The 26,353-nt window shown below is 61.7% G+C and carries 25 protein-coding genes; 17 read left to right on the top strand and 8 right to left on the bottom strand.

Going from position 1 to position 26,353, the window contains the following annotated elements; translation table 11 throughout:
* Nucleotides 1-19: 19 nt before the first annotated feature.
* From HX898_RS17005 to HX898_RS16990, 4 genes are read right to left on the bottom strand one after another with little or no spacing between them, the layout of a single operon-like run.
* A complete protein-coding gene (locus HX898_RS17005) occupies nucleotides 20-565 on the bottom strand; it encodes a sarcosine oxidase subunit gamma family protein (protein WP_180195190.1) in 546 nt (181 codons plus the stop codon).
* On the bottom strand, nucleotides 558-3,515 hold the full coding sequence (locus HX898_RS17000) for a sarcosine oxidase subunit alpha family protein (RefSeq protein WP_180195189.1): 2,958 nt from the start codon (nucleotides 3,513-3,515) through the stop codon (nucleotides 558-560). Before HX898_RS17000 ends, HX898_RS17005 begins: the two co-directional genes overlap by 8 nt.
* Nucleotides 3,512-3,793, bottom strand: coding sequence for a sarcosine oxidase subunit delta (locus tag HX898_RS16995; protein ID WP_171598226.1), 282 nt, complete (start codon nucleotides 3,791-3,793; stop codon nucleotides 3,512-3,514). Before HX898_RS16995 ends, HX898_RS17000 begins: the two co-directional genes overlap by 4 nt.
* A gap of 11 nt (nucleotides 3,794-3,804) precedes the next feature.
* Nucleotides 3,805-5,055 carry a sarcosine oxidase subunit beta family protein gene (locus HX898_RS16990; RefSeq protein WP_180195188.1) on the bottom strand — a complete coding sequence of 417 codons (1,251 nt, stop codon included), beginning with the start codon at nucleotides 5,053-5,055 and terminating at the stop codon, nucleotides 3,805-3,807.
* An 87-nt stretch (nucleotides 5,056-5,142) separates the two neighbouring features.
* On the opposite strand from HX898_RS16990, the gene HX898_RS16985 reads away from it, so the two are divergent.
* The 16 genes from HX898_RS16985 to minE all read left to right on the top strand — a co-directional run bounded on the left by HX898_RS16985 (nucleotide 5,143) and on the right by minE (nucleotide 20,457).
* A complete protein-coding gene (locus HX898_RS16985; RefSeq protein ID WP_171598228.1) occupies nucleotides 5,143-6,102 on the top strand; it encodes a GlxA family transcriptional regulator in 960 nt (319 codons plus the stop codon).
* An 80-nt stretch (nucleotides 6,103-6,182) separates the two neighbouring features.
* The gene (locus HX898_RS16980; RefSeq protein ID WP_171598229.1) at nucleotides 6,183-6,866 is read left to right on the top strand and encodes a helix-turn-helix domain-containing protein; all 684 of its coding nucleotides are present in this window, start codon (nucleotides 6,183-6,185) and stop codon (nucleotides 6,864-6,866) included.
* 88 nt (nucleotides 6,867-6,954) lie between these two features.
* On the top strand, nucleotides 6,955-7,863 hold the full coding sequence (locus tag HX898_RS16975; RefSeq protein ID WP_180195187.1) for a glutamine amidotransferase family protein: 909 nt from the start codon (nucleotides 6,955-6,957) through the stop codon (nucleotides 7,861-7,863).
* A 38-nt stretch (nucleotides 7,864-7,901) separates the two neighbouring features.
* Complete coding sequence (locus HX898_RS16970) at nucleotides 7,902-8,588, top strand: GXGXG domain-containing protein (RefSeq protein WP_170279456.1); 687 nt, start codon at nucleotides 7,902-7,904, stop codon at nucleotides 8,586-8,588.
* A 14-nt stretch (nucleotides 8,589-8,602) separates the two neighbouring features.
* The gene (locus HX898_RS16965; RefSeq protein ID WP_003548137.1) at nucleotides 8,603-9,931 is read left to right on the top strand and encodes an FMN-binding glutamate synthase family protein; all 1,329 of its coding nucleotides are present in this window, start codon (nucleotides 8,603-8,605) and stop codon (nucleotides 9,929-9,931) included.
* 80 nt (nucleotides 9,932-10,011) lie between these two features.
* The gene (gene glnT / locus HX898_RS16960; RefSeq protein WP_131628617.1) at nucleotides 10,012-11,319 is read left to right on the top strand and encodes a type III glutamate--ammonia ligase; all 1,308 of its coding nucleotides are present in this window, start codon (nucleotides 10,012-10,014) and stop codon (nucleotides 11,317-11,319) included.
* A gap of 99 nt (nucleotides 11,320-11,418) precedes the next feature.
* Nucleotides 11,419-12,303 (top strand): formyltetrahydrofolate deformylase, encoded by an 885-nt coding sequence (purU, locus tag HX898_RS16955; RefSeq protein WP_173883696.1) that lies wholly within the window; start codon nucleotides 11,419-11,421, stop codon nucleotides 12,301-12,303.
* A 182-nt stretch (nucleotides 12,304-12,485) separates the two neighbouring features.
* Nucleotides 12,486-13,619, top strand: a complete 1,134-nt coding sequence (locus HX898_RS16950; RefSeq protein ID WP_180195186.1) for an aminomethyltransferase family protein — start codon at nucleotides 12,486-12,488, stop codon at nucleotides 13,617-13,619.
* An 11-nt stretch (nucleotides 13,620-13,630) separates the two neighbouring features.
* On the top strand, nucleotides 13,631-14,236 hold the full coding sequence (locus HX898_RS16945) for a dimethylamine monooxygenase subunit DmmA family protein (protein ID WP_180195185.1): 606 nt from the start codon (nucleotides 13,631-13,633) through the stop codon (nucleotides 14,234-14,236).
* Entirely contained in the window at nucleotides 14,233-15,198 is a 966-nt protein-coding gene (locus HX898_RS16940; protein ID WP_180195184.1) for a PDR/VanB family oxidoreductase, read from the top strand. The genes HX898_RS16945 and HX898_RS16940 overlap by 4 nt, the downstream gene beginning before the upstream one ends.
* Nucleotides 15,199-15,232: 34 nt before the next feature.
* On the top strand, nucleotides 15,233-16,273 hold the full coding sequence (locus HX898_RS16935; RefSeq protein WP_138389588.1) for a DUF3445 domain-containing protein: 1,041 nt from the start codon (nucleotides 15,233-15,235) through the stop codon (nucleotides 16,271-16,273).
* A gap of 50 nt (nucleotides 16,274-16,323) precedes the next feature.
* Nucleotides 16,324-17,661, top strand: coding sequence for an NAD(P)/FAD-dependent oxidoreductase (locus HX898_RS16930; RefSeq protein ID WP_180195183.1), 1,338 nt, complete (start codon nucleotides 16,324-16,326; stop codon nucleotides 17,659-17,661).
* A gap of 106 nt (nucleotides 17,662-17,767) precedes the next feature.
* Nucleotides 17,768-18,370 (top strand): PAS domain-containing protein, encoded by a 603-nt coding sequence (locus HX898_RS16925; RefSeq protein WP_180195182.1) that lies wholly within the window; start codon nucleotides 17,768-17,770, stop codon nucleotides 18,368-18,370.
* A gap of 209 nt (nucleotides 18,371-18,579) precedes the next feature.
* A complete protein-coding gene (minC, locus tag HX898_RS16920) occupies nucleotides 18,580-19,299 on the top strand; it encodes a septum site-determining protein MinC (RefSeq protein WP_180195181.1) in 720 nt (239 codons plus the stop codon).
* An 85-nt stretch (nucleotides 19,300-19,384) separates the two neighbouring features.
* Complete coding sequence (gene minD, locus HX898_RS16915) at nucleotides 19,385-20,200, top strand: septum site-determining protein MinD (protein WP_018448670.1); 816 nt, start codon at nucleotides 19,385-19,387, stop codon at nucleotides 20,198-20,200.
* Entirely contained in the window at nucleotides 20,197-20,457 is a 261-nt protein-coding gene (gene minE, locus HX898_RS16910) for a cell division topological specificity factor MinE (protein WP_003548116.1), read from the top strand. Before minD ends, minE begins: the two co-directional genes overlap by 4 nt.
* Nucleotides 20,458-20,498: 41 nt before the next feature.
* On the opposite strand, the gene HX898_RS16905 is transcribed toward minE, so the two are convergent.
* From HX898_RS16905 to HX898_RS16890, 4 genes are all read right to left on the bottom strand, one after another.
* On the bottom strand, nucleotides 20,499-20,879 hold the full coding sequence (locus tag HX898_RS16905; RefSeq protein WP_017957701.1) for a DUF6481 family protein: 381 nt from the start codon (nucleotides 20,877-20,879) through the stop codon (nucleotides 20,499-20,501).
* A 135-nt stretch (nucleotides 20,880-21,014) separates the two neighbouring features.
* Entirely contained in the window at nucleotides 21,015-21,239 is a 225-nt protein-coding gene (locus tag HX898_RS16900) for a hypothetical protein (RefSeq protein WP_062940231.1), read from the bottom strand.
* A gap of 128 nt (nucleotides 21,240-21,367) precedes the next feature.
* On the bottom strand, nucleotides 21,368-21,577 hold the full coding sequence (locus tag HX898_RS16895; RefSeq protein ID WP_003548109.1) for a cold-shock protein: 210 nt from the start codon (nucleotides 21,575-21,577) through the stop codon (nucleotides 21,368-21,370).
* A gap of 282 nt (nucleotides 21,578-21,859) precedes the next feature.
* A complete protein-coding gene (locus HX898_RS16890) occupies nucleotides 21,860-24,229 on the bottom strand; it encodes a DUF1989 domain-containing protein (RefSeq protein WP_180195180.1) in 2,370 nt (789 codons plus the stop codon).
* Between the two features lie 250 nt (nucleotides 24,230-24,479).
* On the opposite strand from HX898_RS16890, the gene HX898_RS16885 reads away from it, so the two are divergent.
* On the top strand, nucleotides 24,480-26,264 hold the full coding sequence (locus HX898_RS16885; protein ID WP_180195179.1) for an APC family permease: 1,785 nt from the start codon (nucleotides 24,480-24,482) through the stop codon (nucleotides 26,262-26,264).
* Nucleotides 26,265-26,353 lie beyond the last annotated feature (89 nt).

The raw sequence follows: 26,353 nt of genomic DNA, 5'->3' as shown, positions 1-26,353 counted from the left end.
ACGATCGAAACCGTCTCTCTCAGACGCCGTCCTTTTCGGCGCTCGCCGCCATGTGCACGAGATCGTCCCAGAGGCTTTCGGCAAAGCTGCGCAGGACCGTGAGTTCGAAGCTGTCATCGCCGGTGCGGACGATCTGCACGGAGAGATGACCGACCATCGTCATGGCCGAATGGCCTTCCGGAAAAACGGAAGGATCGAGATCGACGGCAGTCCCCCTTGAGAGAAGCGCCCGCGAAGAACGGCCGGAAACGCCGATACGCACCCGCCCGTGGCTCTGGTCCATGACGAAAGCCTTTCCCGCAAGCGCCGCAACGAGAGCATCGAGGCTGGTCGGGGCAAGCGGCTCGTCGCCGGCGACGAACCATTGCCGGAAGCCTGCCTGGCGGATCGAACTTTTCGCAAAGCCTGTTTTCACCAATTCCGCGGCGAGCGCGGTTGGCTCGATTGCGCCGAGCACATGCAGGAGATGGCCCTCCGGCAAGGCTTCCAGCCGGACGCCGGCCCCTGAGATACCGGTATATGTTGCCCCGGCGAGAACCGATTTGTGTTGCGGAAGATCACGCATGGAGCTTCTCGTTTTCGGGATCGATGAAGACGGGATGGCAGAGCACCGCATCGGTGAATTCGTTGCGCAGGCCGTTCCAGACCGTCACCTTTTCACCGATGCGCTCCGGTCCACGCCTGACGAGGGCCAGGCCGATCGTATGGCCGAGCCCCGGCGAAAAGGCGCTTGAGGTGACGTAGCCCTGGTCGTTTTCGAGGGTCGCCGCAACGCCGTCGGCGAGAATATGCGAGCCGGTGCGGAAGCCGCTCGCCGGATTAAGCGGCTTGACGCCAACGAGGCGTGGCCGCTCGGCATCCTGCAGGCCTTCGCGCGCCAGCATTGCCTTGCCAATGAAATCCGGCTTGGTTGATGAAACCATGCGGCCGAAACCAAGGTCGCCAGGCGTCACCGTGCCGTTGATCTCGGCATGGGTGACATGACCCTTTTCGATGCGCATGACGCCGAGCGCTTCGGCGCCATAGGCGCAGATGCCATGTTTCTCCCCCGCCGCCATGACCGCATCGGCGACACCTTCGCCGTAGCCGGCCGGCACCGCGAGCTCGTAGGCAAGTTCACCGGAGAAGGAAATCCGGAAGAGCCGGCCTTCGAGGCGGCCGCCGAAGAGAGAGACCTTGCGGGCGCTCATGAAGGGGAAGGCCGCATCCGACAGATCCTCGTCGACGATCTCCTGGAGAATGGCGCGTGACTTCGGCCCGGCGACAGTCATCTGCGCCCATTGATCGGTCGAGGAGGCAAAGCAGACGTCGAGTTCCGGCCACAGCGTCTGGGCGCAGAATTCGAGATGGGTGAGCACGCCGGCGGCGAGCGCCGTCGTCGTCGTCATGAAGAAATGATCGTCGCTGAACCGGCTGGTGGTGCCGTCATCATAGATGAAACCATCCTCGCGCAGCATGATGCCGTAACGCGCCTTGCCGACGGCAAGCTTGGCGAAGCCGTTGCAGTAGATGCGATCGAGGAAGGTCGCGGCATCCTTGCCTGATATTTCGATCTTGCCGAGGGTCGAGACGTCGCAGAGGCCGGCATTCTTCCGGATGTTCAGCACCTCGCGGTCAACGCTTTCGCGCCATGTCGTCTCGCCGGCGCGCGGGAACCAGGAGGAACGGTACCACAGGCCGGTTTCGACGAAGACCGCCCCATTCTTCTCGGCCCAGCCATGCAGCGGCGATTTGCGCGCCGGCTGGAAATGTTTGCCGCGCGACGCCCCGGTCAAGGCGCCGAAGGAAACCGGCGTATAGAAGGGCCGGAAGGTCGTCGTTCCCACCTCGGCGGGCGACACACCGCGCGCCTCGGCGAGAATGCCGATGGCGTTGATGTTGGAAAGCTTGCCCTGGTCGGTCGCCATGCCTGATGTCGTGTAACGCTTGGCGAGTTCGACATGGCCGTAGCCCTCGCGGACGGCGAGGCCCAGATCCTTGAGATGCACGTCGTTCTGGTAATCGACGAAAGCCTTGCCCTTCGAGCCCTTGACCGACCAGAGCGGCTTGGCCCGTGCAGCCGTCTCGGAAGCCGGGGCAAAGGCCGGTTCCGCCGCCGCGAAGCCGATCGTCTTCAGCGCGGCAACTGCCTTTGCGGCGCCATCCCCGAGGCAGGTCGTCGTTTGCGCAAGGCCAGCGGCCGATCCGGCAACGGCAAGGCCTTCCTGCCGGGCAGGCGCCAGAAACGCCGAGGCCTCGTCCGACCATTGCGGTTTCGCACCGCGATGGCAGGCAAGATGGATGATCGGGCTCCAGCCGCCCGACATGGCAAGTGCATCCGCTTCGATCCGACGGGTGCCGCCTGCTGCCTCGACGCTGACGCCGCGCAGGCGCTTGCCGCCAAACGCATCGATGACCCGGGCGCCCTTCAGCACTTCTGCGCGGCCCTGCCAGCTCTCGGCCGCATACCCGCGGCTGTCGACGATCGCCGCGACCGCGAGGCCGGCGGCTTCAAGATCGGCTGCGGTGCGATATCCGGCATCGTTGGTGGTGAAGATGACAGTGCTTCTGCCGGGTGCGACCGCCTGCCGGTTGAGATAGCTGCGCATGGCGCCTGCCATCATCACACCGGGAATATCGTTGCCGCCGAAGACGAGCGGCCGCTCTTCGGCGCCCGTCGCAAGGATCGCTTGGCCGGCGACGATGCGCCACAATCGTTCGACCGGACGATCCGGATCGGGCATCGCCACATGCTTCTGCACCCGTTCGACCGCGCCGAAGACATTGTCGTCATACCAGCCGAACACCGTCATGCGCGCCAGGCGGCGCACGTTCTCCAGGCCCTCCAGCTCGGCAAGCAGCTCGCCGAGAAGGGTGTTTGCCGGTTTTCCGTCGACGGCGCCGGTCTCGGAAAGCAGGCTGCCGCCGAGTTCGGGTCCCTCATCTGCAAGGATGACGCGCGCGCCGGCGCGGCCGGCGGTGAGTGCTGCGGCAAGACCGGCAGGGCCGGCGCCGATCACCAGCAGGTCGCAATGCGCCCAGCATTTCTCGTAGGAATCGGGATCGGCTTCGTAGGAGGCCCTGCCGAGGCCGGCCGCCTTGCGGATCACCGGCTCGTAGAGCTTTTCCCAGAGGCCAGCCGGCCACATGAAGGTCTTGTAGTAAAAGCCGGCGCTGAGAAAGGGCGACAGCAGCCCGTTGACCGCGCCGACATCGAATCCGAGCGAGGGCCAGCGGTTCTGGCTCTTTGCCGTCAGCCCCTGATAAAGCTCGATCATCGTGGCGCGCGTATTCGGTTCGGTGCGCCCGCCGCTGCCAGTCGTCACCAGTGCGTTCGGTTCGGCAGCCCCCGCCGTCAGGATGCCGCGCGGGCGGTGATATTTGAAGCTGCGGCCGACGAGCTGGAGGCCGTTCGCAAGCAGCGCCGAGGCGAGTGTGTCGCCCGGATGGCCTTCGAGCGCCCTGCCGTCGAAGGTGAAGCCGAGCGAGGTGGCGCGGTCGATCCGGCCGCCGGAGGAAAGACGGAAGCTCGTCATGCCGGTTCTCCGCCGAGCTTCGAGAGGGCAGCATCCCTGACGCCATGGACCGCATGGGTGACGGTATCGCGTTCGACGATCAGCCAGCGGCGGCATCCTGACGAATGGTGCCAGTATTCGCTGTGCCGGCCCCGCGGATTGTCGCGCAGATAGACATAGTCGAACCAGGCATCCGCACCGGCATCCGGCGCCGGCCTGACAAGACCGGCATCGCCGCGGATCGAGAATTCCTCCTTCGGTCGGGCGCCGCAATGGGGACAGGAAATCAGGCTTGCCATCTAAAATGTCCTCAGTGCAGATTGGGCTGGGCGCCGACGCCCTTTTCGTCGATCGGATAACCGCGCGCGAAACGGTCGAGCCGGAAGGCGCGGGCGGTCTGATGCGGCGCATTGCGGGCGATCAGATGGGCGTAACAGAAGCCGGAGGCGGGCGTCGCCTTGAAGCCGCCGTAACACCAGGCGGTGTTGAGATAGAGATTGTCGATATGGGTGCGGTCGATGATCGGCGAGCCGTCCATGCTCATGTCCATGACGCCACCCCAGGAGCGCAGATACCGCACCCGCGACAAGGAAGGGATCATCGCCAGCCCGGCTTCGGCGACATGCTCGACCGAAGCGAGATTGCCGCGCTGGGCATAGGAATTGTAGCCGTCGATGTCACCGCCGAAGACCAGGCCGCCCTTATCCGACTGGGACGCGTAGAAATGCCCGGCGCCGAAGGTGACGACTGTGTCGATGAACGGTTTCAGCCCTTCGGAAACGAAGGCCTGCAGCACATGGCTTTCAATCGGCAGGCGAAGGCCGGCCATATCGGCGACGACGGTGGAATTGCCCGCCGCGGCAAGCGCCAGCTTACCGCAGCCGATGAAGCCCTTGCTGGTCTCGACGCCGGTCACCTCACCGTTTTTGCGGCGGATGCCGGTCACCTCGCACTGGGTGATGATGTCGACGCCGCGGCTGTCTGCGCCGCGCGCATAACCCCAGGCGACCGCATCATGGCGCACCGTGCCGCCGCGCGGCTGGAACAACCCGCCCAGGATCGGGAACCGGGCATTATCGAAATCGAGGAAGGGCAATTTCTGGCGCACCGCCTGTCGGTCGAGAAGCTCGGCGTCGACGCCGTGCAGCCGCATGGCGTTGCCGCGCCGCGTATAGGCGTCGCGCTGCGCGTCGGAATGGAAGAGGTTGAGCACGCCGCGCTGCGAGACCATGGCGTTGAAGTTGAAATCCTGCTCCAGCCCTTCCCACAGCTTCATCGACAACTCGTAGAAGGGATTGTTGCCCGGCAGCAGGTAGTTCGAGCGGATGATCGTCGTGTTCCTGCCGATATTGCCTGAGCCGAGATAGCCCTTTTCGAGGACGGCGACATTGGTGACGCCGAATTCCTTGGCAAGATAATAGGCGGTGGCAAGACCATGGCCGCCGCCACCGACGATGATGACGTCGTAATGCGGCTTCGGCGCCGGATCGCGCCAGGCCGGCGCCCAGCCTTTGTTGCCGCGAAGGCCGTTCAGGAAAATCGAAAGAGCGGAATAGCGCATGGGTCACCCCGGAAAGAACAGGTGCATGATGCCAGAAAGGGGAGGATGGACTTGCACAGAAGGGACATGAATCGCTAAGAAAGAGACATGTCCTCGCTTGATAGCAGAAATGTGCAGACGATCGGCTTCATCCTTATCCCGGGATTTGCGCTGATGTCCTATGCCTCGGCGACCGAACCGCTGCGGGCGGCAAATCTTCTGGCCGGACGCGAGATCTATCGGCTGCAGATCTTCTCGCCGGATGGCGCACCGGCGCTCTCCTCCTCGGGTGTCAGCGTCCCCGCCGAACCTCTGCCCGTCAGGGGCGCGGGGCTCGGAACGGCCTTCGTCTGCGCCGGCGGGTTGCCCCGCGACTGGCGATATCCAGGTGTGCTTTCCTGCTTGCGGCAGCTGTCGCGCGAAGGGGTGAGGATCGGCGGCATCTCGGGCGGTCCCTATCTGATGGCCGCCGCCGGACTGCTCGGCGGCCGCGACTTCACCATCCACTGGGAACATGCCGCAGCCCTTCTCGAAGCCTTCCCTGACCTCACGCCGCGCCAGGCACGCTTCATGATCGACGGCAACAGGATTACCTGCGGCGGCGGCATCGCACCGCTCGACATGATGCATGTGCTGATCGCCGAGCGCATGGGGCCGGATTTCGCCCGCCGGGTCAGCGACTGGTATCTTCATACAGAGGTCAACGAACCCGCTGCACCCCAGCGCGCTTCGCTGGCGCAGCGTTATGGCGTCCATCATTCCGGCCTGCTCAGCGTTCTCGAACGGATGGAAGAGACGATCGAGATGCCGCTCGAGCGTGCCGCCATGGCGCGCATCGCCGGCGTCACCACCCGCCATCTCGACCGGCTCTTTTCGGCCCATCTCGGCACCACCTACCTTGATCAGTACCGCAGGATCAGGCTGCAGCATGCCCACCGCCTGCTGAAGCAGAGCCCGCTTTCCGTCTCGGAAATCGCGGTGGCCACCGGCTTTTCCAGTCTGAGCCATTTTTCCCGGATGTTCCGTGCCGTCTACGGCGTCGCTCCGCGCGCGGCGCGACGGGAATAGGTTTTCTTCACGGTTGAGAAATTTTCACTATGACGATAGGGTTGCCTTTGGACAAAAGAGAAGGCGGCAGGGGAAAATCCATGAAATCCAAGCGAGCAGCGGCAGAGCAACCGGAACAGGCGAATAGTGGACGCGCTCCCTTTTCCCAGGACCCGCACGCCGTCCGCGAGCCGAAGGAAAACAACCTCGAAATGGCGATCGGCCATGAGGTGCGCGCCTATCGCAAGAAACTCGGCATCACGGTCACCGATCTGGCGGCCGCGACCGGCATTTCGCTCGGTATGCTGTCGAAAATCGAGAACGGCAACATCTCGCCGTCGCTGACGACGCTGCAATCGCTGTCGCGGGCGCTTGGCGTGCCGCTGACGGCCTTCTTCCGCCGTTTCGAGGAACCGCGCAACGCCGTCTTCGTCAAGGCAGGCCAGGGCATCGAGCTCGAACGGCGCGGCACCCGCGCCGGCCACCAATATAATGTGCTCGGTCATATCGACAACAATACCAGCGGCGTCATCGTCGAGCCCTACCTCATCACCCTGACGACTGACTCCGACATCTTCCCGACCTTCCAGCACGAGGGGATGGAGTTTCTCTATATGCTCGAGGGCGAAGTCGTTTACCGCCACGGCGACCAGCTTTTCCAGATGCAGCCGGGCGACAGCCTGTTCTTCGACGCCGATGCGCCGCATGGGCCGGAGCAGCTGGTGAAACTGCCGAGCAAGTACCTCTCGATCATCAGCTATCCACAGCAGAGCTCGAAAAGCTGACTTGCCTTAAAAGAAAAATTCTTTCTTCCGAGTTGAAAACCCAAAACAGACCTGCTAGTCCTTTCTCAACACGAACGGAGGTCTGGTCATGTGCGGAATTGTGGGGCTCTTCCTCAAGGATAAAAGTCTCGAACCGGAGCTCGGGGCACTGCTGTCCTCGATGCTGGTGACGATGACGGATCGGGGGCCGGACAGCGCCGGTATCGCGATCTATGGCGACGCCAGCGGCAACAATGCCAAGATCACCATCCAGTCGCCGAATCCGAAGAAGGATTTCGCCGGCCTCGAGGCCGAGCTCGGCCAGGCGGTTGGCGCATCGGTCGCCATCCAGGTGAAGAGCACGCATGCCGTCATCACGCTTGCGAAGGATCTGCTCGATACGGGCAAGGCAGTCGTTGCGGAATTGCGTCCGAACATCCGCATCATGAGCAGCGGCGACGCGATCGAGATCTACAAGGAAACCGGCCTGCCGAAGGATGTCGTCTCCCGCTTCGCGGTCAATTCAATGGCCGGCACCCACGGCATCGGCCATACCCGCATGGCGACGGAATCGGCCGTCACGACGCTCGGCGCCCATCCTTTTTCCACCGGCTCCGACCAATGCCTGGTGCATAATGGCTCGCTGTCCAACCACAACAATCTCCGCCGCGAGCTGAAGCGCGAAGGCATGACCTTCGAAACCGAAAACGACACCGAGGTCGCCGCCGCCTATCTGACGGCAGAGATGGCCAAGGGCAAGAATCTCGGCCAGGCGCTGGAAGGCGCGGTGGATGACCTCGACGGCTTCTTCACCTTCGTCGTCGGCACGAAGTCCGGCTTCGGCGTCGTGCGCGATGCGATCGCCTGCAAGCCCGCTGTCATGGCCGAAACGGACCAGTATGTCGCCTTCGGTTCGGAATACCGGGCGCTCGTCAATCTGCCCGGCATCGAGAATGCCCGGGTCTGGGAGCCGGAGCCTGCAACCGTCTATTTCTGGGATCACCAGAAGGTCGCTTGACCGGCACCTCATGCGTATTCTCCAAGGGTTATCGAAACATGCCTGTCATTGATCTTGCCACTACGCCGTTGCGTGAACTCAATAGCGCCCTGCACAACATCCAGAACGGTTCGAACGATCTTTCCTTCGAAGTCGTCAATCCGCGCGGCAGCCATTCGGTTGCCGTCGGCATCGATGCGCCGGTCACCGTCGATGTGAAGGGATCCGTCGGCTATTATTGCGCCGGGATGAACGACGGCGGAACCGTCACCGTTCACGGTTCGGCAGGTCCGGGTGTTGCGGAAAACATGATGTCTGGAACAGTCGTCATCGAGGGCGATGCCAGCCAGTATGCAGGCGCAACCGGCCGCGGCGGCCTGCTTGTCATCAAGGGCAATGCGGCGTCACGCTGCGGCATCTCGATGAAGGGCATCGACATCGTCGTTCATGGCAATATCGGCCACATGTCCGCCTTCATGGGCCAGTCCGGCCACCTCGTGGTGCTCGGCGATGCCGGCGATGCGCTTGGGGATTCGCTCTACGAGGCAAAGCTCTTCGTACGCGGTTCGGTCAAGAGCCTGGGTGCCGATTGCATCGAAAAGGAGCTGCGTTCCGAGCATCTGACGAAGCTGGCCGAACTTCTCGAAAAAGCGGGCGTGACCGAAGTGAGGCCCGAGGAATTCAAGCGTTACGGCTCCGCCCGCAAGCTTTACAATTTCAATATCGACAACGCTGACGCATATTAAGGCGAGGGACCATCATGAGCTATCACAACCCCTATACCCCGCCGCGCAAGTCCGCGACCTTCGACGATTACACGCTGGCGGAAATCCGCCGTGCTGCGGCGACCGGCATTTACGACATCCGTGGCGCCGGCACCAAACGGAAGGTTCCGCATTTCGACGACCTGCTGTTTCTCGGCGCATCGATCTCGCGCTATCCGCTGGAAGGTTACCGCGAGAAGTGCGACACGTCGGTCGTCCTCGGCGCGCGTTTCGCCAAGAAGCCCATTCACCTGAAGACGCCGATCACCATTGCCGGCATGAGCTTCGGCGCGCTCTCCGGCAATGCCAAGGAAGCGCTCGGACGCGGCGCGACGATTGCCGGAACCTCCACCACGACAGGCGACGGCGGGATGACCGATGAAGAGCGCGGCCATTCGCAGACGCTGGTCTACCAGTATCTGCCGTCGCGATACGGCATGAATCCCAAGGACCTGCGTCGCGCCGACGCGATCGAAGTGGTTGTCGGCCAAGGCGCGAAGCCCGGTGGCGGCGGCATGCTGCTCGGCCAAAAGATCTCCGACCGCGTCGCCAACATGCGCAACCTGCCGAAGGGCATCGACCAGCGCTCGGCCTGCCGCCATCCGGATTGGACCGGCCCGGACGACCTCGAAATCAAGATCCTGGAACTGCGCGAGATTACCGACTGGGAAAAGCCGATCTATGTGAAGGTCGGCGGCGCGCGTCCCTATTACGATACAGCGCTTGCAGTGAAGGCTGGTGCCGACGTGGTGGTGCTCGATGGCATGCAGGGCGGAACCGCCGCGACACAGGATGTCTTCATCGAGAATGTCGGCATGCCGACGCTCGCCTGCATCCGCCCCGCCGTCCAGGCGCTGCAGGACCTCGGCATGCATCGCAAGGTGCAACTGATCATCTCGGGCGGCATCCGTTCGGGCGCCGACGTGGCCAAGGCACTGGCGCTGGGTGCCGATGCCGTTGCCATCGGCACGGCAGCACTCGTTGCGATCGGCGACAACGATCCGCATTGGGAAGAAGAATACCAGAAGCTCGGCACGACGGCCGGCGCCTATGACGACTGGCACGAAGGCAAGGACCCGGCCGGCATCACGACGCAGGACCCGGAACTGATGAAGCGCCTTGATCCAATCGCCGCTGGCCGCCGTCTCGCCAACTATCTGAAGGTCATGACGCTGGAAGCCCAGACCATCGCGCGCGCCTGCGGCAAGAACCACCTGCACAACCTGGAACCGGAAGATCTTTGCGCGCTGACGATGGAAGCGGCCGCCATGGCCCAGATCCCGCTCGCCGGCACAAACTGGTATCCCGGCAAGGGAGGCTACTGATTTCTACCGGCCGGGCAAACGTCCCGGCCGTCTTGCATCCATAAGCAAAGTGTCTCCAAGAAATCCAAAGGGGAACGAGAATGACACTGGACCTTGCTGCTTTTGCCAAAGACAAAGGCATCAAATATTTCATGATCAGCTATACCGACCTGTTCGGCGGCCAACGCGCCAAGCTGGTCCCGGCAGAAGCCATCGCCGATATGCAGAAGGATGGTGCCGGCTTCGCGGGTTTCGCAACCTGGCTCGATTTGACGCCAGCCCATCCCGACCTGTTCGCGCTTCCCGATGCTTCCTCCGTCATCCAGCTACCCTGGAAGAAAGACGTCGCATGGGTTGCTGCCGACTGCGTCATGGACGATCAGCCTGTCGAACAGGCACCGCGTGTGGTGCTGAAAAGACTGGTCGCTGAAGCTGCGAAAGAAGGGCTCCGGGTGAAAACCGGCGTGGAGCCCGAGTTCTTTCTGATCTCTGCAGACGGCTCGGTGATTTCGGACCAGTTCGATACAGCCGAGAAGCCTTGCTACGATCAGCAGGCGGTGATGCGTCGGTATGATGTCATCGCCGAGATCTGCGACTACATGCTCGAGCTCGGCTGGAAGCCCTACCAGAACGACCACGAGGACGCGAACGGCCAGTTCGAGATGAACTGGGAGTATGACGACGCTCTTCAGACGGCCGACAAGCACTCCTTCTTCAAGTTCATGGTCAAGTCTGTCGCCGAAAAGCACGGCCTTCGCGCCACGTTCATGCCGAAGCCCTTCAAAGGCCTGACCGGCAACGGGTGCCATGCCCACATCTCGGTCTGGGACATCGATGGCAAGGTCAACGCCTTCGCGGACAAGGAAATGCCATTTGGGCTCTCCGCTCAGGGGAAAACCTTCCTCGGCGGCATCATGAAGCACGCCTCCGCACTTGCCGCGATCACCAATCCGACGGTCAATTCCTACAAGCGCATCAACGCGCCGCGCACCACATCGGGCGCGACCTGGGCGCCGAACACCGTGACCTGGACGGGCAACAACCGCACCCACATGGTGCGCGTGCCGGGACCGGGCCGCTTCGAGCTGCGCCTGCCTGATGGTGCGGTCAATCCGTACCTGCTGCAGGCGATCATCATCGCCGCCGGCCTCGACGGCATCCGCAGCCAAGCCGATCCCGGCCGGCACTACGATATCGACATGTATGCCGAGGGGTATCTGGTGAAGGACGCGCCGCGCCTGCCGCTCAATCTGCTCGACGCGCTGCGCGCCTATGATGCCGACGAGGGCTTGAAGCAGGCGATCGGGGCCGAGTTTTCCGCCGCCTATCTCAAGCTCAAGCATCAGGAATGGAATGCTTTCTGCTCGCATTTCACCCAGTGGGAACGCGACAGCACGCTCGATATCTGAGTGGCCTGGACGCGTCCAATGACAGGCAAACGCGCCGGGGCGAACAAGCTCCGGCGTGATCGAGACCCCTGCACTTGATATGGCGAAGAAAGTGACGGCATGAAGAACTTCGTACTCACCGTATCCTGCAAGTCGACGCGCGGCATCGTCGCGGCGATTTCGAGCTATCTGGCGGACAGGGGCTGCAACATCATCGACAGCTCGCAGTTCGACGATCTCGATACCGGCAAGTTCTTCATGCGCGTCAGCTTCATTTCGGAAGAGGGGCTTTCGGGCGCCGATATCGACGCCGGTTTCGCGGCCGTCGCCGCGCCCTTCGCGATGGATTACGATTTTCACGACAGCGAGAAGCGCATGAAGGTGCTGCTGATGGTGTCGCGTTTCGGCCATTGTCTGAACGACCTGCTCTACCGCTGGAAGATCGGCGCCCTGCCGATCGATATCGTCGGCGTCGTCTCCAACCATTTCGACTACCAGAAGGTCGTGGTCAACCACGACATTCCCTTCCACCATATTCCGGTCACCAAGGCCAACAAGGCGCAGGCCGAGGCCCATATCATGGAAGTGGCCGAGCAGACCGGCACGGAGCTGATCGTGCTCGCCCGCTACATGCAGATCCTGTCGGACGAGATGTGCCAGAAAATGTCTGGCCGGATTATCAACATCCACCATTCCTTCCTGCCGAGCTTCAAGGGCGCCAACCCTTACAAGCAGGCCTACGGCCGAGGCGTGAAGCTGATCGGGGCGACGGCGCATTACGTCACCGCCGATCTCGACGAAGGCCCGATCATCGAGCAGGACACGGCGCGCATCACCCATGCGCAGTCGCCCGACGACTATGTCTCGATCGGCCGCGACGTCGAAAGCCAGGTGCTGGCGCGTGCCATCCACGCCCATATCCACCACCGCACCTTCATCAACGGCAACCGCACCGTAGTCTTCCCGGCAAGCCCCGGCAGCTACGCCTCCGAACGCATGGGTTGAGAAAACGGGTTATAGTCCATCGACGGCAAGACCGTAGTCGCATCCGTTGTGCAGATGACGAAGGTTGCGGCAGGTGCCGTCAAAAGTTTGGGAAATGCATGTCGGGCGGGGTTGCCACGGCGCGAAAGACTTATATAGTCAGGAAATAAATATTCCGTAGAGGAAACAAAAGGGAACGGACAATGGCTTTATCATGGCGTTTCTCCGTCTTGGCGGATCGGCATCGCGCTCTGGGATCGAAGCTCGAGGACTGGAGCGGCATGGGAACCGCCTGGACCTACGACAAGGACATGTCGGAAGAACATGTCGCCGTCCGCACCAAGGCCGGGATCATGGATGTCTCGGGCCTGAAGAAGGTGCATTTGGTCGGCCCGCACGCCATCGCCGTGCTCGACTCCATTACCAGCCGCGACCTGACGAAGATCTATCCCGGTCGCTCGGTCTACGCGACCATGCTGAACGAGCGCGGCCATTTTACCGACGACTGCATCGTCTATCGCACCGGCCCGAATTCCTGGATGCTGGTGCATGGCTCCGGCTCCGGCCACGAGGAACTCGTCAAGCAGGCTGCGGGCCGCAATTGCGCCGTGCTCTTCGACGACGACCTGCACGACCTGTCGCTGCAGGGCCCGCTCGCGGTCGATTACCTCGCCAAATATGTGCCCGGCATCCGCGACCTCAAATATTTCCACCACATGCAGACGACGCTGTTCGGCGCGCCGGTGATGATCTCGCGCACCGGCTATACCGGCGAACGCGGCTACGAAATCTTCGTCCGCGGCCAGGACGCCGTCATGGTCTGGGACCGGATCGTCGAGGAAGGCAAGGAGATGGGCATCATCCCCTGCTGCTTCTCCGTTCTCGACATGCTGCGGGTCGAGAGCTACCTGCTCTTCTACCCCTACGACAATTCGCAGATGTATCCCTTCGCCGATCAGCCGCCCGGCGACAGCCTCTGGGAACTCGGCCTCGACTTCACCGTCAGCCCCGGCAAGACGGGTTTCCGTGGCGCGGAGGAACATGCTCGCCTCAAGGGCAAGGAACGCTTCAAGATCTTCGGCATGCTGATTGATGCCGACGGACCGGCCGATCTCGGCGACGACGTCTTTGCCGACGGCAAAAAAGTCGGCGTCATCACCTGCCCGAGCTATTCCGCGCTGACGAAGAAATCCATGGCGATTGCCCGTCTGGACGTTGACAAGGCGGTGCATGGGACGAAACTCGAAGTCCGCGGCAAGACCGTGAAGGCAAGCGCCACCGCCCATACGCTTCCCTTCGACGATCCGGAGAAGAAGAAGAGGACTGCCGTAGGTTAAGGAGCACGCCAATGCTCGTTGCAGGCATCAAGAGCCGACCAGTCTACACGGGCCTGACCATCCAGCCCAACGCCCGGCGGCACATTTTCGCGCTCGAAGGGGAGGGTGCCAGGGCTCTGCTCGATCAGCAGCCGGCGCTTGACGAAACGGTTCTTTCCCGCAGCGAAATCCTCTATGTCGCCCGCGGCTCGCAAGGATCCGGCCTGGACGAGACGCTGCGCCGCCTCGGCGCCGACATGTTCTTCACGGCACCGACGATCGCAACGCTGCTCTTCCGATTGAAGGGTTCGCTTGCCACCGCCCATATGGGCACGCGGCTTTATCTTTCGGGCACGGAAGGCTTCATCGGCCAGGCAATGCTCGTGGCGCTCGATTACGGCATGGACCATGCCTCCGTCATCACCGAGCATCGCGGCTCGCTGGCCCGGCGCGTGCAATGCGTCCACTGCAAGGGCATCACCGACGACGTCACCACCAGCCCGTTTGCCTGCAGCCATTGCGGGCTGCCGCTTCTGGTGCGCGACCATTATTCGCGCCGGCTCGCCGCCTTCCAGGGCGTCAATATCGATGCGGAAGAACCGGGCAGCGCGCCTGATCCGGAGGAGTTGTTCCTTTGAGCGGTGGCACTGAAATTCCTGTCCGCGTGGCGCGGATCACCCCGATCGCCGAGCGCGTCAAGCGCTTTCGTTTCGAGCGCCTTGACGGCAAGCCGATGCCTTATTTCTCCGGCGGCGCCCACGTCATCGTTTTGATGAACGATGGCGGCCATATGCGCCGCAATGCCTATTCGCTGATGTCGCCGCCGCATGATTGCGCAGCTTATGAGATCAGCGTGCTGCACGTCGAGGATTCACGCGGCGGCTCCACCTTCATGCATGAGAAAGTCCGCGAAGGCGACGAGCTGAAGGTCAGCTATCCCGTCAACCTGTTCCAGCCGGACTGGCGCGGACGCAAGCATCTTCTGATCGCCGGCGGCATCGGCATTACCCCCTTCATCGCGATGATGGAGCAGTTTTCCCGCGACGGCGCCAATTTCGAGCTGCATTATGCCATCCGCACGCGCGACCGCGGCGCCTATTGGCAGGAACTCGCCGAGCGCTATGGCGGACATCGGATCAAGATCTATTGCGATGCCGAAGGCGGCACCATTCCGTTGACCCGCTTGCTCGACAGCCAGCCGCTCGGCACGCATCTTTATGTCTGCGGCCCATCCGGGATGATCGACGGCGTGCTGAAAACCGGCCTCAACGCCGGCTGGCCGGAACAGAACCTGCATTCGGAACGGTTCCTGTCGTCTCTACCAGGCAAGCCCTTCGCGATCGAGCTCCTGCGGTCCGGCAAGACCGTGAAGGTCGGCCACCACGAAAGCATGCTGGAGGCGATCGAGGCGGCGGGCGTCGACGCGCCCTTCCTCTGTCGCGGCGGCGCCTGCGGTCAATGCGAGACCGGGGTCGTCACCTGCGACGGCAAGCTGCTGCACCATGACGTCTATTTGACGAGCGAAGAAAAAGCATCCGGCCGCAAGGTGATGATCTGCGTTTCCCGCTTCGAGGGAAACACGCTTCATCTTGATCTCTAGCGGCATCGGGAAAAGCGGAACAAGGAGACCGGACATGGCAATCGTCTTCAAGCAGGAAACCTTCCGGAACGATTTCAGCTATCGGAACAGCCCCGAGAACATTCGGCGTTTCCCGTTTCCCTTCGACCGCGACGAATACATGTATTCGGTCAATATGGAGCCGCATGTGCATGGCCGGGCGGGAACCGTCTACGAAAGCCTGATCGACGTCGACGAGCATTACGTTGCCGAGATGCACGACCGGGCCCTCGTCCTAAAAGAAGATCCGCTGCGCTACCAGGCGCTGCCGCACATGATGAGCGCGCAATGGGATACGCTTGAACTGTTGATGGAAGAGCAGGCGGCGGGTTACCCCGACCATTTCACGCTGATCCGCAACGGCGACCAGTGGCGCTGGATCAACCGCCCACTCGGCATCGACGACAGCTTCACCTTCGGCGATGCCTCGACGCTGCCCTATGAGCCCTTCGAATATATCACCCGCCAGGCCCAGGGCGACTTCTGCATCGTCGACCAGCGCGACAGCAATCTCTGGATGGATGCCGGCATGGTGACGACGCAGGCCGACTGGTCGCTCGATTTCGATATCGGCATGAACTTCATGGAATGGCACGGACCGGTGCCGCTCGCCCACCAGATCGGCGTCTTCGACCGGGCGCTGAAATTCCTGCTGAACCTGCAGCAGGGCAAGCCGACACGACGCTTCAACTGGACGATGACGATCAATCCGCGGCTCGACACCAGCCCGGAGAATTATCACAAATGGGGTCCTGACCGCACGACGGTGACGCCAGACAATGTCGGCGAGAAGGTGCATCTGCGTGTCGAATTGCAAAGCCTCTGGCGCCTGCCGCGCTCGAACGCCATCCTCTTCGTCATCCGCTGCTACCTGATAAACATGGAAGAGCTCGTCACCGTGCCGAAATGGGCGCGCCGCTTTCCGCGCGTGCTGAGGACGCTGCCGCCGGAGCTTATCGACTACAAGGGCCTCACCCGCTTCCGCGAGACGACGATCGACTGGCTTTCGAAATATGACGATGGGGCGCCGACCAGCCCCGGCATCTATCCGGACTGAGGTGCAGCGATGCACCAGATAAAACGATATAATCAAGAGGGGAATGCTTCATGACAAGAGTAGCCGTCATCGGTGCCGGTCCTTCCGGGCTGGCGCAGCTGCGCGCCTTTCAATCGGCGGCCCAGAAGGGCGCCGAGATCCCGGAGATCGTCTGCTTCGAAAAGCAGTCGGATTGGGGCGGGCTCTGGAACTATACCTGGCGCACCGGGCTCGACGAATATGGCGAGCCGGTCCATGGCAGCATGTATCGTTACCTCTGGTCGAACGGCCCGAAGGAATGCCTCGAATTTGCCGATTATTCCTTCGAGGAGCATTTCGGCAAGCCGATCGCCTCCTATCCGCCGCGCGCCGTGCTCTGGGATTATATCAAGGGCCGCGTCGAGAAGGCGAACGTCCGCCATTGGGTGCGCTTCAGCACGCCGGTGCGCATGGTCCGCTTCGACGATCAGACGAAGAAGTTCACGGTGACGGCGCATAACCGCATCGAGGACCGGATGTATGACGAGGAATTCGACTATGTCGTCGTCGCCAGCGGTCACTTCTCGACGCCGAACGTGCCCTATTTCGAGGGTGTGAAGACCTTCAACGGCCGCGTGCTGCACGCCCACGACTTCCGCGACGCGCTGGAGTTCAAGGGCAAGGATATCCTGCTCGTCGGCCGCAGCTATTCGGCCGAAGACATCGGCTCGCAATGCTGGAAATACGGCGCGAAATCGGTGACGACGAGCTATCGCTCAAAACCGATGGGCTTCAAATGGCCGGAGAATTTCGAGGAGCGGCCGCTTCTGACCAAGCTCGAAAACCGCACGGCGCATTTCCTCGACGGCTCGACCAAGGAGGTCGATGCGGTGATCCTCTGCACCGGATACCAGCACCACTTCCCCTTCCTGCCCGACGATCTCCGGCTGAAGACCGCCAACCGCCTTTGGGCCGACAGCCTCTACAAGGGGGTGATCTTCGACAGGAACCCGCAGCTTTTCTATATCGGCATGCAGGACCAGTTCTACACCTTCAACATGTTCGACGTGCAGGCCTGGTGGGCACGCGACGTGATGATGGGCCGCATCACCCTGCCGCCGGAAGAGGAGCTGAAAGCCAATTTCGACATGTGGCGCGCCCGCGAGGAAACACTTGAGGATGCCGAGCAGATGATCTGGTATCAGGGTGACTATGTGAAGGAACTGCTTGCCGAAACCGATTATCCCAGCTTCGACATCGAGGCGACCAACCAGACCTTCATGGAGTGGGAACACCACAAGGCCCACAACATCATGGGCTTCCGCGACCATGCCTACCGATCGCTGATGACCGGCAACATGTCGCCGACGCACCACACGCCCTGGGTCGAGGCGCTCGACGATTCCATGGAGGAATATCTGCGCAACTGATGAGGCGGGCCTGCATTGCCGGAGGAGGGTGTTCGGGCACTCTCCTCCGGAAACGAGACGACATACATAAATCCATCTGCAACTCTTCTCTTCGGATGTGGCCTTCATGGATTTTCAAACGAGCATTCTCGGGCGCATGAGCGGTTTTCTCTATCGCTGCCGCGCCGATGAAAACTATACGATGCTTGAGATGACCAACGGCATCGAGCGCATCTTCGGTTATCCGGCCGACGAAATCATCGGCAACCGCACGCGGACCTTCACCTCGATCATGTACGAGGAAGATGTGCCTCTGATGGACGAGATCGTCGGACGGGCGCTGGAGAAGCGCACAGACTGGACGATGGAATACCGCATCCGTCACGCCATGGGCCATCTCATCTGGGTCACCGAGACCGGCGGCGGCATCTGGGACGAAAAGGGCGAGCTTCTCTATCTCGAAGGCAGCATCATCAACATCGAATCACTCTACCAGCGAATCGATGACCAGACCGCCGACATGCGCGTCACCGCTTCGAAGACCAATGAGATTCTGCAATCGCTGCGTTACCTCAAGCTGCTCGCCGTCAATGCCGGCATCGAGGCCGTCCGCGCCGGCACGGCCGGATCAGGCTTTGCGGTGCTTGCCGCCGAAATGCGCACGCTCGCCAACTCCTCGGAAGAGGCCGCACGGGCCATTTCCAACGCACAACGCAAGGCAGAAGGCTGAGCTTTACCCAAGCAGCGGCAGATTTGCGGCTCACGTTCAAAGCCGCATTATTAACCGTTCGGCGCCTCCGCAGATTGCAACGCTTTTCCAATGACTTGCGGTAGTCCTGCGCTTGCAGAATCTGCTGTGATTATGGCTAATGTTAAGGCTGCGTTAACTTTTTGTTAACCATAGCAGCGGTAGACATGGTCAACGATTTCTTCACATAGATGACCAAAGTGCTAACAGACGCTCGCTCTATCCGCATCAAGGGCCGCTCATTCCTCGCGGTCATGCTGTCCCCGGATCTTCCGATCGATGATTGGTTGATCAGGCTGGACGATCTGGCCGCGCGTTCGGCCGGCTTCTTCCTTGGACGGCCCGTCGTGCTCGACCTGACGGACCTGCAAATCGACCGGCCGCAGCTGAAGGACCTGATTGCCGAACTTGCCAAGCGCAATGTCAGCATCATGGGCATCGAAGGCGCGCGGCCTTCGATCCTCGGACCCGGCATGCCGCCGGCACTCAAAGGCGGTCGTTCGGTTTCCGATATCGAGGTTCAGGCAAAGGAGCCTGCCGATCCGCCCGGCAAACAGGCAGTGGCGGAGACCCGCCCGGCCATGCAATCGATCGTCATCAGGGAGCCGGTGCGCTCGGGGCAATCGGTGATCTTTCCGGAAGGCGACGTCACCGTCATCGGATCGGTCGCCTCGGGTGCCGAGGTCATCGCCGGCGGCTCCGTCCATATCTATGGCGCCTTGCGTGGCCGAGCCATGGCGGGATCCATCGGAAACGCATCGGCGCGGATCTTTTGCCGCAAGCTCGAGGCCGAGCTGGTTGCAATCGACGGCATCTACAAAATGGCGGAAGACATGGCCCCCAATCTTCGCGGACAGGCTGTTCAGCTCTGGCTTGAAGACGACGCGATCATGGCGGAAAAACTGATCTGACGACAGCGCCGCGCGTCTCTTCGAGAGCCGCAAAGGACGCTTTAACACTTAGAATTACTGGGGCCACGGCAAAGGAGAGACAATGATGGGGAAAGTGATCGTCGTCACGTCAGGCAAGGGCGGGGTTGGCAAGACCACCTCGACCGCCGCATTGGGAGCGGCGCTGGCGCAACGCAATGAAAAAGTCGTCGTCGTCGATTTCGACGTCGGCCTGCGCAATCTCGACCTCGTCATGGGCGCCGAGCGCAGGGTGGTCTACGACCTGATCAATGTCATCCAGGGCGACGCCAAGCTTACCCAGGCGCTGATCCGCGACAAGCGGCTGGAAACGCTGTTCCTGCTGCCGGCCTCGCAGACGCGCGACAAGGACAATCTGACAGCCGAGGGCGTCGAGCGCGTCATCAACGACCTGAAGCGCTATTTCGACTGGATCATCTGCGACAGCCCCGCCGGGATCGAGCGCGGCGCAACGCTTGCCATGCGCCACGCCGATGTTGCCGTGGTCGTCACCAATCCCGAGGTCTCGTCGGTGCGCGATTCCGATCGCATCATCGGCCTGCTGGATGCCAAGACCGCCAAGGCCGAGCGCGGCGAGCGGATGGAAAAGCACTTGCTGCTCACCCGCTACGACGCCAACCGCGCCGAACGCGGCGACATGCTCAAGGTCGACGACGTCCTGGAAATCCTGTCCATCCCGCTGCTCGGCATCATACCCGAAAGCATGGATGTTCTGCGGGCATCCAACATCGGTGCGCCGGTTACGCTGGCAGACAGCCGCAGCGCGGCTGCGATGGCCTATTTCGATGCCGCTCGCCGGCTCGCCGGCGAGACGGTGCCGATCGCCATCCCAGAGGAAAAGAGGAATATTTTCGGTAAGATCTTCGGACGGAGGGCGGCATGAATATTTTCCGTCTTTTCAACAAGCAGAGAACCGCACCGGCCGCCCGTGAACGGCTGCAGGTCCTTCTCGCACATGAACGTTCCTCGGCGGGGTCGGACCTGGTCACCCTGCTGCGCGAGGAAATCCTTGCGGTGATCGCAAAGCATGTACAACTCGACCACGACAAGGTGCAGGTGACGATCGACCGCAACGAATACGTCTCGACCCTTGAGATCGACGTCGAAATCCCGCTGAATGCAGCCGTGCAGGCCGCTTGAAAGAGAGCGCTGCCTGTTACGACAACAGGCGGCGCTGACGATCAGGACTTCCTGGCTTTGCGATTAGCGTAACGCAGGTCGCGTTCGGCCTTTCGGGCGGCTTCATCGGCAATCACCCGGGCGATCCGGTCTTTGTCAGCCGCTTCGCGCGCGTCGGCATCGGCGCGTGCTGCGGCCTCGGCGGCAGCCTGACGTTCGGCCTCGGCGGCCTGAGCCCGCTCCAGCTCCTCGAGCTTGACCCGTTCCCGCTGAGCGCGACGTTCTTCCCTGGCCGCGGCAATGGCTTGACGCTCCGCCTGCTTTGCCAGCCTTGTCGGTTCGGCTGAATCCTTGGCGCTACGATACGCATTGAGGAGAGCCGCCTTGGCTTCGGCAGCGGCGCTGCGGCGATCGGAAAGCTCGTTGTTTTTGGCGTTTTTCAAATCTGTTTCCTGACTGTTTGACTTCGACCCTACGGCGCCGCACGTCTTAAGACGCGCAAAGGGCGCTGTAATACCTTGAACTGCTGCATCGCTTTATCCGGAAATCGGACCGATTTAAGGAATTATGCCGTAGGGTCAGATTTTCTTTTTTCGCTTCGCGCTGGGAGCAGTAACCCCTGTCAGGCGATCCTGCAATTCCTTGGCTTCACGCGCTTCGCGTAACCGCAAGGTTTTTTCCTCGCGGGCACGTACGGTCGAATCGATCTCTTCGACCGCGCGGCTTCGCGCCAGGAATTGCGATTGCGCGTTTCCAAAGGCAATCTCCGCCTGCTTGCGTGATTTGCTGTGTGACTCTGTCATATTAATCCTGGATTTGTGAGCCCGCTTGGCGAAAGCAGCAAAAAGGCCAGGCAACTTGCCTGACCTTGATAGTATCATACTTTCGACAGTGCCGGTACATCCGCGGTCAAAGGAAAGCAGATTTCAGTTTAAGCAGCTTGGAGATTGCAAGCGGACATTTTGCCCGACTTGTTATCGCGCTCAAGCTCGTAGCCGATCTTCTGGCCTTCGACGATTTCGCGCATGCCGGCGCGTTCGACGGCAGAGATGTGGACGAAGGCGTCAGCGCCGCCGTCATCAGGCTGAATGAAGCCGAAGCCCTTGGTGGAATTGAACCATTTAACTGTGCCAGTGGTCATAACAAACCCTTTCATAGCAATTGAACGACCGCACGTGCGGAAGCACGACGGATGATGATCTCGATTTTGAAGAGGGAAGTTCGTCCAGGGCACGTTGCCAGCGTGCGATAACAAAAGTCAAACAAGCAATATCGACCACCGAGATATAATCATCAAAGCCGGATATGTCAACTTTTAGTTTTTTTGACACGCCAATTCGCCATTAGATTGCATCTCGCTGGTCGTGCGCGTCGGCGGCAATATCAACTGCCGATCACCGTCTCCCGACCTCGAAAGCAGGCATTACGAGCGCGGCCGCGTCTTCTGCGGGTCGTAGTGCGAAAGCGGCACGGTCGTCGCCGGCAGGCGCTTCTGGTGGCCGTCGAGCTTACCGATCTCGACCTCGGTGCCGGGGCTTGCATGCATCACGTCGATGCGGGCGAGCGCGATCGTCTTGCCGAGGATCGGCGAGCGCGTGGCGCTGGTGATAACGCCCACCTGGCCCCGGCCGATATGGATGCAATCGCCATGGCCGACGGCCTCGTTGGCCTTGATGTCGAGGCCGACGAGCAGATGGCGCGGATGCTCCTTGCGCCGGATCAGCGCCTCGCGGCCGATGAATTCGTCCTGCTTGGATTTCAGCGGCACCGTGAAGCCGATCCCGGCCTCGAACGGGTCCGTCTGGTCGGTGAATTCGTGATGGGCAAAGATCAGGCCCGCCTCGATGCGAACCATGTCGAGCGCCTCCAGCCCCATCGGCTTCAACCCGTACGGCTGGCCCGCCTCCCAGACCGCGTCGAACACCGTCAGCGCATCCTTCGGATGACAGAAGATCTCGTAGCCGAGCTCACCCGTATAACCGGTGCGCGAGACGACGACAGGAGCGCCCTCGAAGCCGCCGATACGGCCGACGGTGAAGCGGAACCATTCGAGCTCGCCGATATCAGGCTGGCGCGGCGCCGTCCAAATGATCTCCTTGAGGATCTCGCGGCTTTTCGGCCCCTGCAGGGCGATGTTGTGCATCTGATCGGTCGAAGAGCGGACCCAGGCTTTGAAACCCTTTTTCTCCGCCTGCTGACGCAACCAGATGCCGCTGAAATCATCGCCGCCGATCCAGCGGAAGTTCTTGTCACCGAGCCGGAACAGCGTGCCATCGTCGATCATGCCACCGTTTTCGTAGCACATGGCGGAATAGACAACCTGGCCGGTCGACAGTTTGCGCACGTCGCGCGTCAGGCAATATTGCAGCAGCTCTTCGGCATCCGGCCCCGTCACCTCGAATTTCCGCAAGGGCGAGAGGTCGATGACGGCAGCGCGCTCGCGGCAGGCCCAGTATTCCTCGACCGGCCCTTCGCTGGAAAAGCGGTTCGGCAGCCAGTAGCCGCGATATTCGGTGTAGTCCCGTGTCAAGGCGGAGAGGCGGGGATGGAAGGCGGTTTCGCGCGTCAGTTCGGCGTCTGCATCTGGGGTCATGCGATAGGCCACCGCTCGTGAGAATTTCTCTTTTCCGGAAAAGGTGCGGACGTGGATATCCGTCGGATCCCAGCCGTTCGCAGCGTCGATATCGTCAGGGCAAGACGAGGAGACGCAGACGAGATCGGTCAGCGCCCGCATCAGCACGTAATCGCCGGGACGCGACCAGGGCTCGTCGAGATAGAGCTGGTTGTTGTGGTCGATATTGGTGTTGTAGAAATAGTTCAGCGCTTCCCAGCCCTTGCGGCCGGCAATGCCGTAAGGCGCCAGCACCGCATTGAAATTATCCGTGCAATTGACGTGGCCGGGATAACCCATGTCGTCGTAATAGCGCGAGTTGCAGGCGGTCGCGAAAGCATCGTGGCGCCCGACCGTATCCTGGACGATTTCGACCAGTGGCTCGAAGTCGCGGTCGAAGGCCTTGGAGGGGAGACCCGGCATCGGATAGCTGCGGCCGAGCAGAGTGCGGGTGACGGTGGAATCGAGCGCGAGGTCGAGACCCTTGTCGACCTTGCGGGCGGCGAAGGCCTGGAAATCGGTGCACTGGCGTCCATAGACGTCGATGATCTGGATGAATTCGCCGGCCCGCACGAAATAGGCCGCGGCGGTCGCCGCCCGGATGCGGATATCCTCGACGGGATCGGCGGCCGGTTCCGGCAAAGCGGAAGCGTAATCGCGGATCAGCAGGCTGCGCATGATCCTGATCTCGATCGGCGTCGCCGTATCCTGCGCCTCCGGCGACATGGTGCTGGCGGGTGCCGCGACGATCAGCAGGCCCTTCAGGGAAATCGTGAAATCCGCCCGGCTGCCAGGCATCGATCCCGCCCCGAAGATGCAGAGCGCGCCGGCGACTGCCAGATCGGCGCCGCGACGCTGAAGCGCTGCACGCGTACGGGCAGCGCTCTCATCCTCCGCTTGAAGAATGGCTTTCAAACCTTCGGCTGAATTGCTGAAATCCGTTCCGAGACCGGCCGCGAGGAAACGCCCTTTCTCGTCGAGAAAGGAGATCTCGCAGAGCTGACCGCCCTCGCTGTCGATGACGCTGACGCGATCGCCCGGCTCGACGCGCATAACGACCGATCCGCCGCCCTTTGTCCTATAGCGCTCGGTTCCCGCCGGCAGGGTGGGAATGCCGGGATAATACACGAGGCTCGGAGCGGTCGGCCGCAGGCCTGTCATAGCAGGATGAAGTTCTCGCATACTGCCCTCATGGGAGGATCGGGCGTCCTCGGACACCCATCCATGCAGGTTACAAAATGCCCCGGGAAAGTAAAGTGATGTTGACTAAAAAGAAAATATCTTCACTATGCATAAAGAGTTGAGACTCGGGGAATCCGTCGGGAACACGGATCGCCAAAATCATCCGGGCGGGCTTGAGACTGTCAGGGAGACACGTTCAGGGAGACGTACGAAGATACGTCCGGAACAAATAGAATGGGGAATTTCACCGATGACAGACGTTGTGGAGGCCGGGATTGCATCCGGCACCGAAGGTAAGCTTGTACGCGCGCTCGACTGGAAGGGCGCATTCTGGGTGGCTGCGGGCGTGCCGCCGCTCGTTCTTTTCTCCATTGGCGGCATCGCAGGCACGACGGGCAAGCTCGCCTTCGTCGTCTGGATCATCTCGATGGTGATGGGTTTCCTGCAATCCTTCACCTATGCCGAAATCGCCGGCATGTTCGCCAACAAATCCGGCGGCGCCTCAGTCTACGGCGCCACTGCCTGGCTGCGTTACTCGAAATTCATCGCGCCGCTGTCCGTCTGGTGCAACTGGTTTGCCTGGTCGCCGGTGCTGTCGCTCGGCTGCGCCATCGCCGCCGGTTATATCCTCAACGCTTTCTACCCAATTCCGGCGGCGGATTCGCAAATGGTCCTCGACTGGATCTCAGCGCATGCCGCTTCCGTCACGGCCGACAGCCCCCGCGTCGCCGAATATATCGCAGCCCATGCCGGCACTACGCCGGATGACGCCGTCAAGGCGTTGCTCGGCACCGACGGGATCGCCGCTCTGACGCCGGCGATCCGCAGCTGGTCGCTCTTGAGCTTCAACATTCCCTTCCTCGCCACCGCCAATATCAACGCCACCTTCTTCATCGGCGGCATGCTGATGCTGATCATCTTCGCGATCCAGCATCGTGGCATTTCGGAAACGGCAAGCGTGCAGAAGTGGCTGGCCATCATCGTGCTGGTGCCGCTGCTCATCATCGGCCTCTATCCGATCGTCAGCGGCCAGATCCTTGCCACCAACGTCACCGGCCTCGTGCCGCCGACAGCCGCCTATGCCGCTGCCGACGGCACCTGGAGCAACGGCGGCTGGACGCTCTTCCTCGGCGGCCTCTATATCGCCGCCTGGTCGACCTACGGCTTCGAGACGGCGGTCTGCTACACCCGCGAGCTGAAGAACCCGAAGACCGACACCTTCAAGGCGATCTTCTATTCCGGCCTTGCCTGCTGCCTGTTCTTCTTCCTCGTGCCCTTCGCCTTCCAGGGCGTTCTCGGCCATGCAGGCATGCTGGCCCCCGGCATCGTCGATGGCACCGGTGTCGCCGAAGCGCTCGGCGGCCTGATCGGCGCCGGCCGGATCGTCACCCAGCTGCTCGTCGTGTTGATGATCATGGCGCTTTTCCTCGCCATCATGACGGCGATGGCCGGCTCGTCGCGCACGCTCTACCAGGGCTCGAAGGATGGTTGGCTGCCGAAATATCTCGACCACGTCAACGAGCACGGCGCGCCGACCAGGGCGATGTGGACCGATTTCGCCTTCAATCTCTTCCTGCTGGCGATCGCCTCGGATGTCGGCGGCTACTTCTTCGTGCTCGCCGTCTCGAATGTCGGCTACATCATCTTCAACTTCCTGAACCTCAATTCCGGCTGGATCCACCGGATGGATTCCGGCCATATCGAACGCCCCTGGAAGGCGCCGACCTGGCTGATCGGCCTCAACACCGTGCTGGCCTTCGTCAACGCGCTGTTTCTCGGCGCCGGTGCCAAGGTCTGGGGTTATTCCAATGCGCTCTGGGTCGGCTTCATCTTCGCCGCCCTGATCCTGCCGGTCTTCGCCTATCGCCACTATGTGCGCGACGGCGGCAAATTCCCGGCCGGCGCGATGGAGGATCTTGGCCTCGTCGGCCAGGATCTGGGCGTCAAGAAAGCCGGCATGCTGCCCTATCTCGCACTCGCCGGCGGCCTGGCGATCGTCCTGATCGCCAACGTCATCTTCCAGCTTCCGGCCTAAAATCGCCTCCCAAGCAGAAAGGCCGAAAAGCCGCCATGGAAACATGGCGGCTTTTTCATTGGTGGTTGCAGACCGGGCGAGACGACTCT

It is taken from the genome of Rhizobium sp. WYCCWR 11128 (assembly GCF_013416305.1).
Lineage (GTDB): Bacteria > Pseudomonadota > Alphaproteobacteria > Rhizobiales > Rhizobiaceae > Rhizobium > Rhizobium indicum.
The sequence above is the reverse complement of the archived record's forward strand: the minus strand, read 5'-3'. Positions and strand labels throughout refer to the sequence as shown.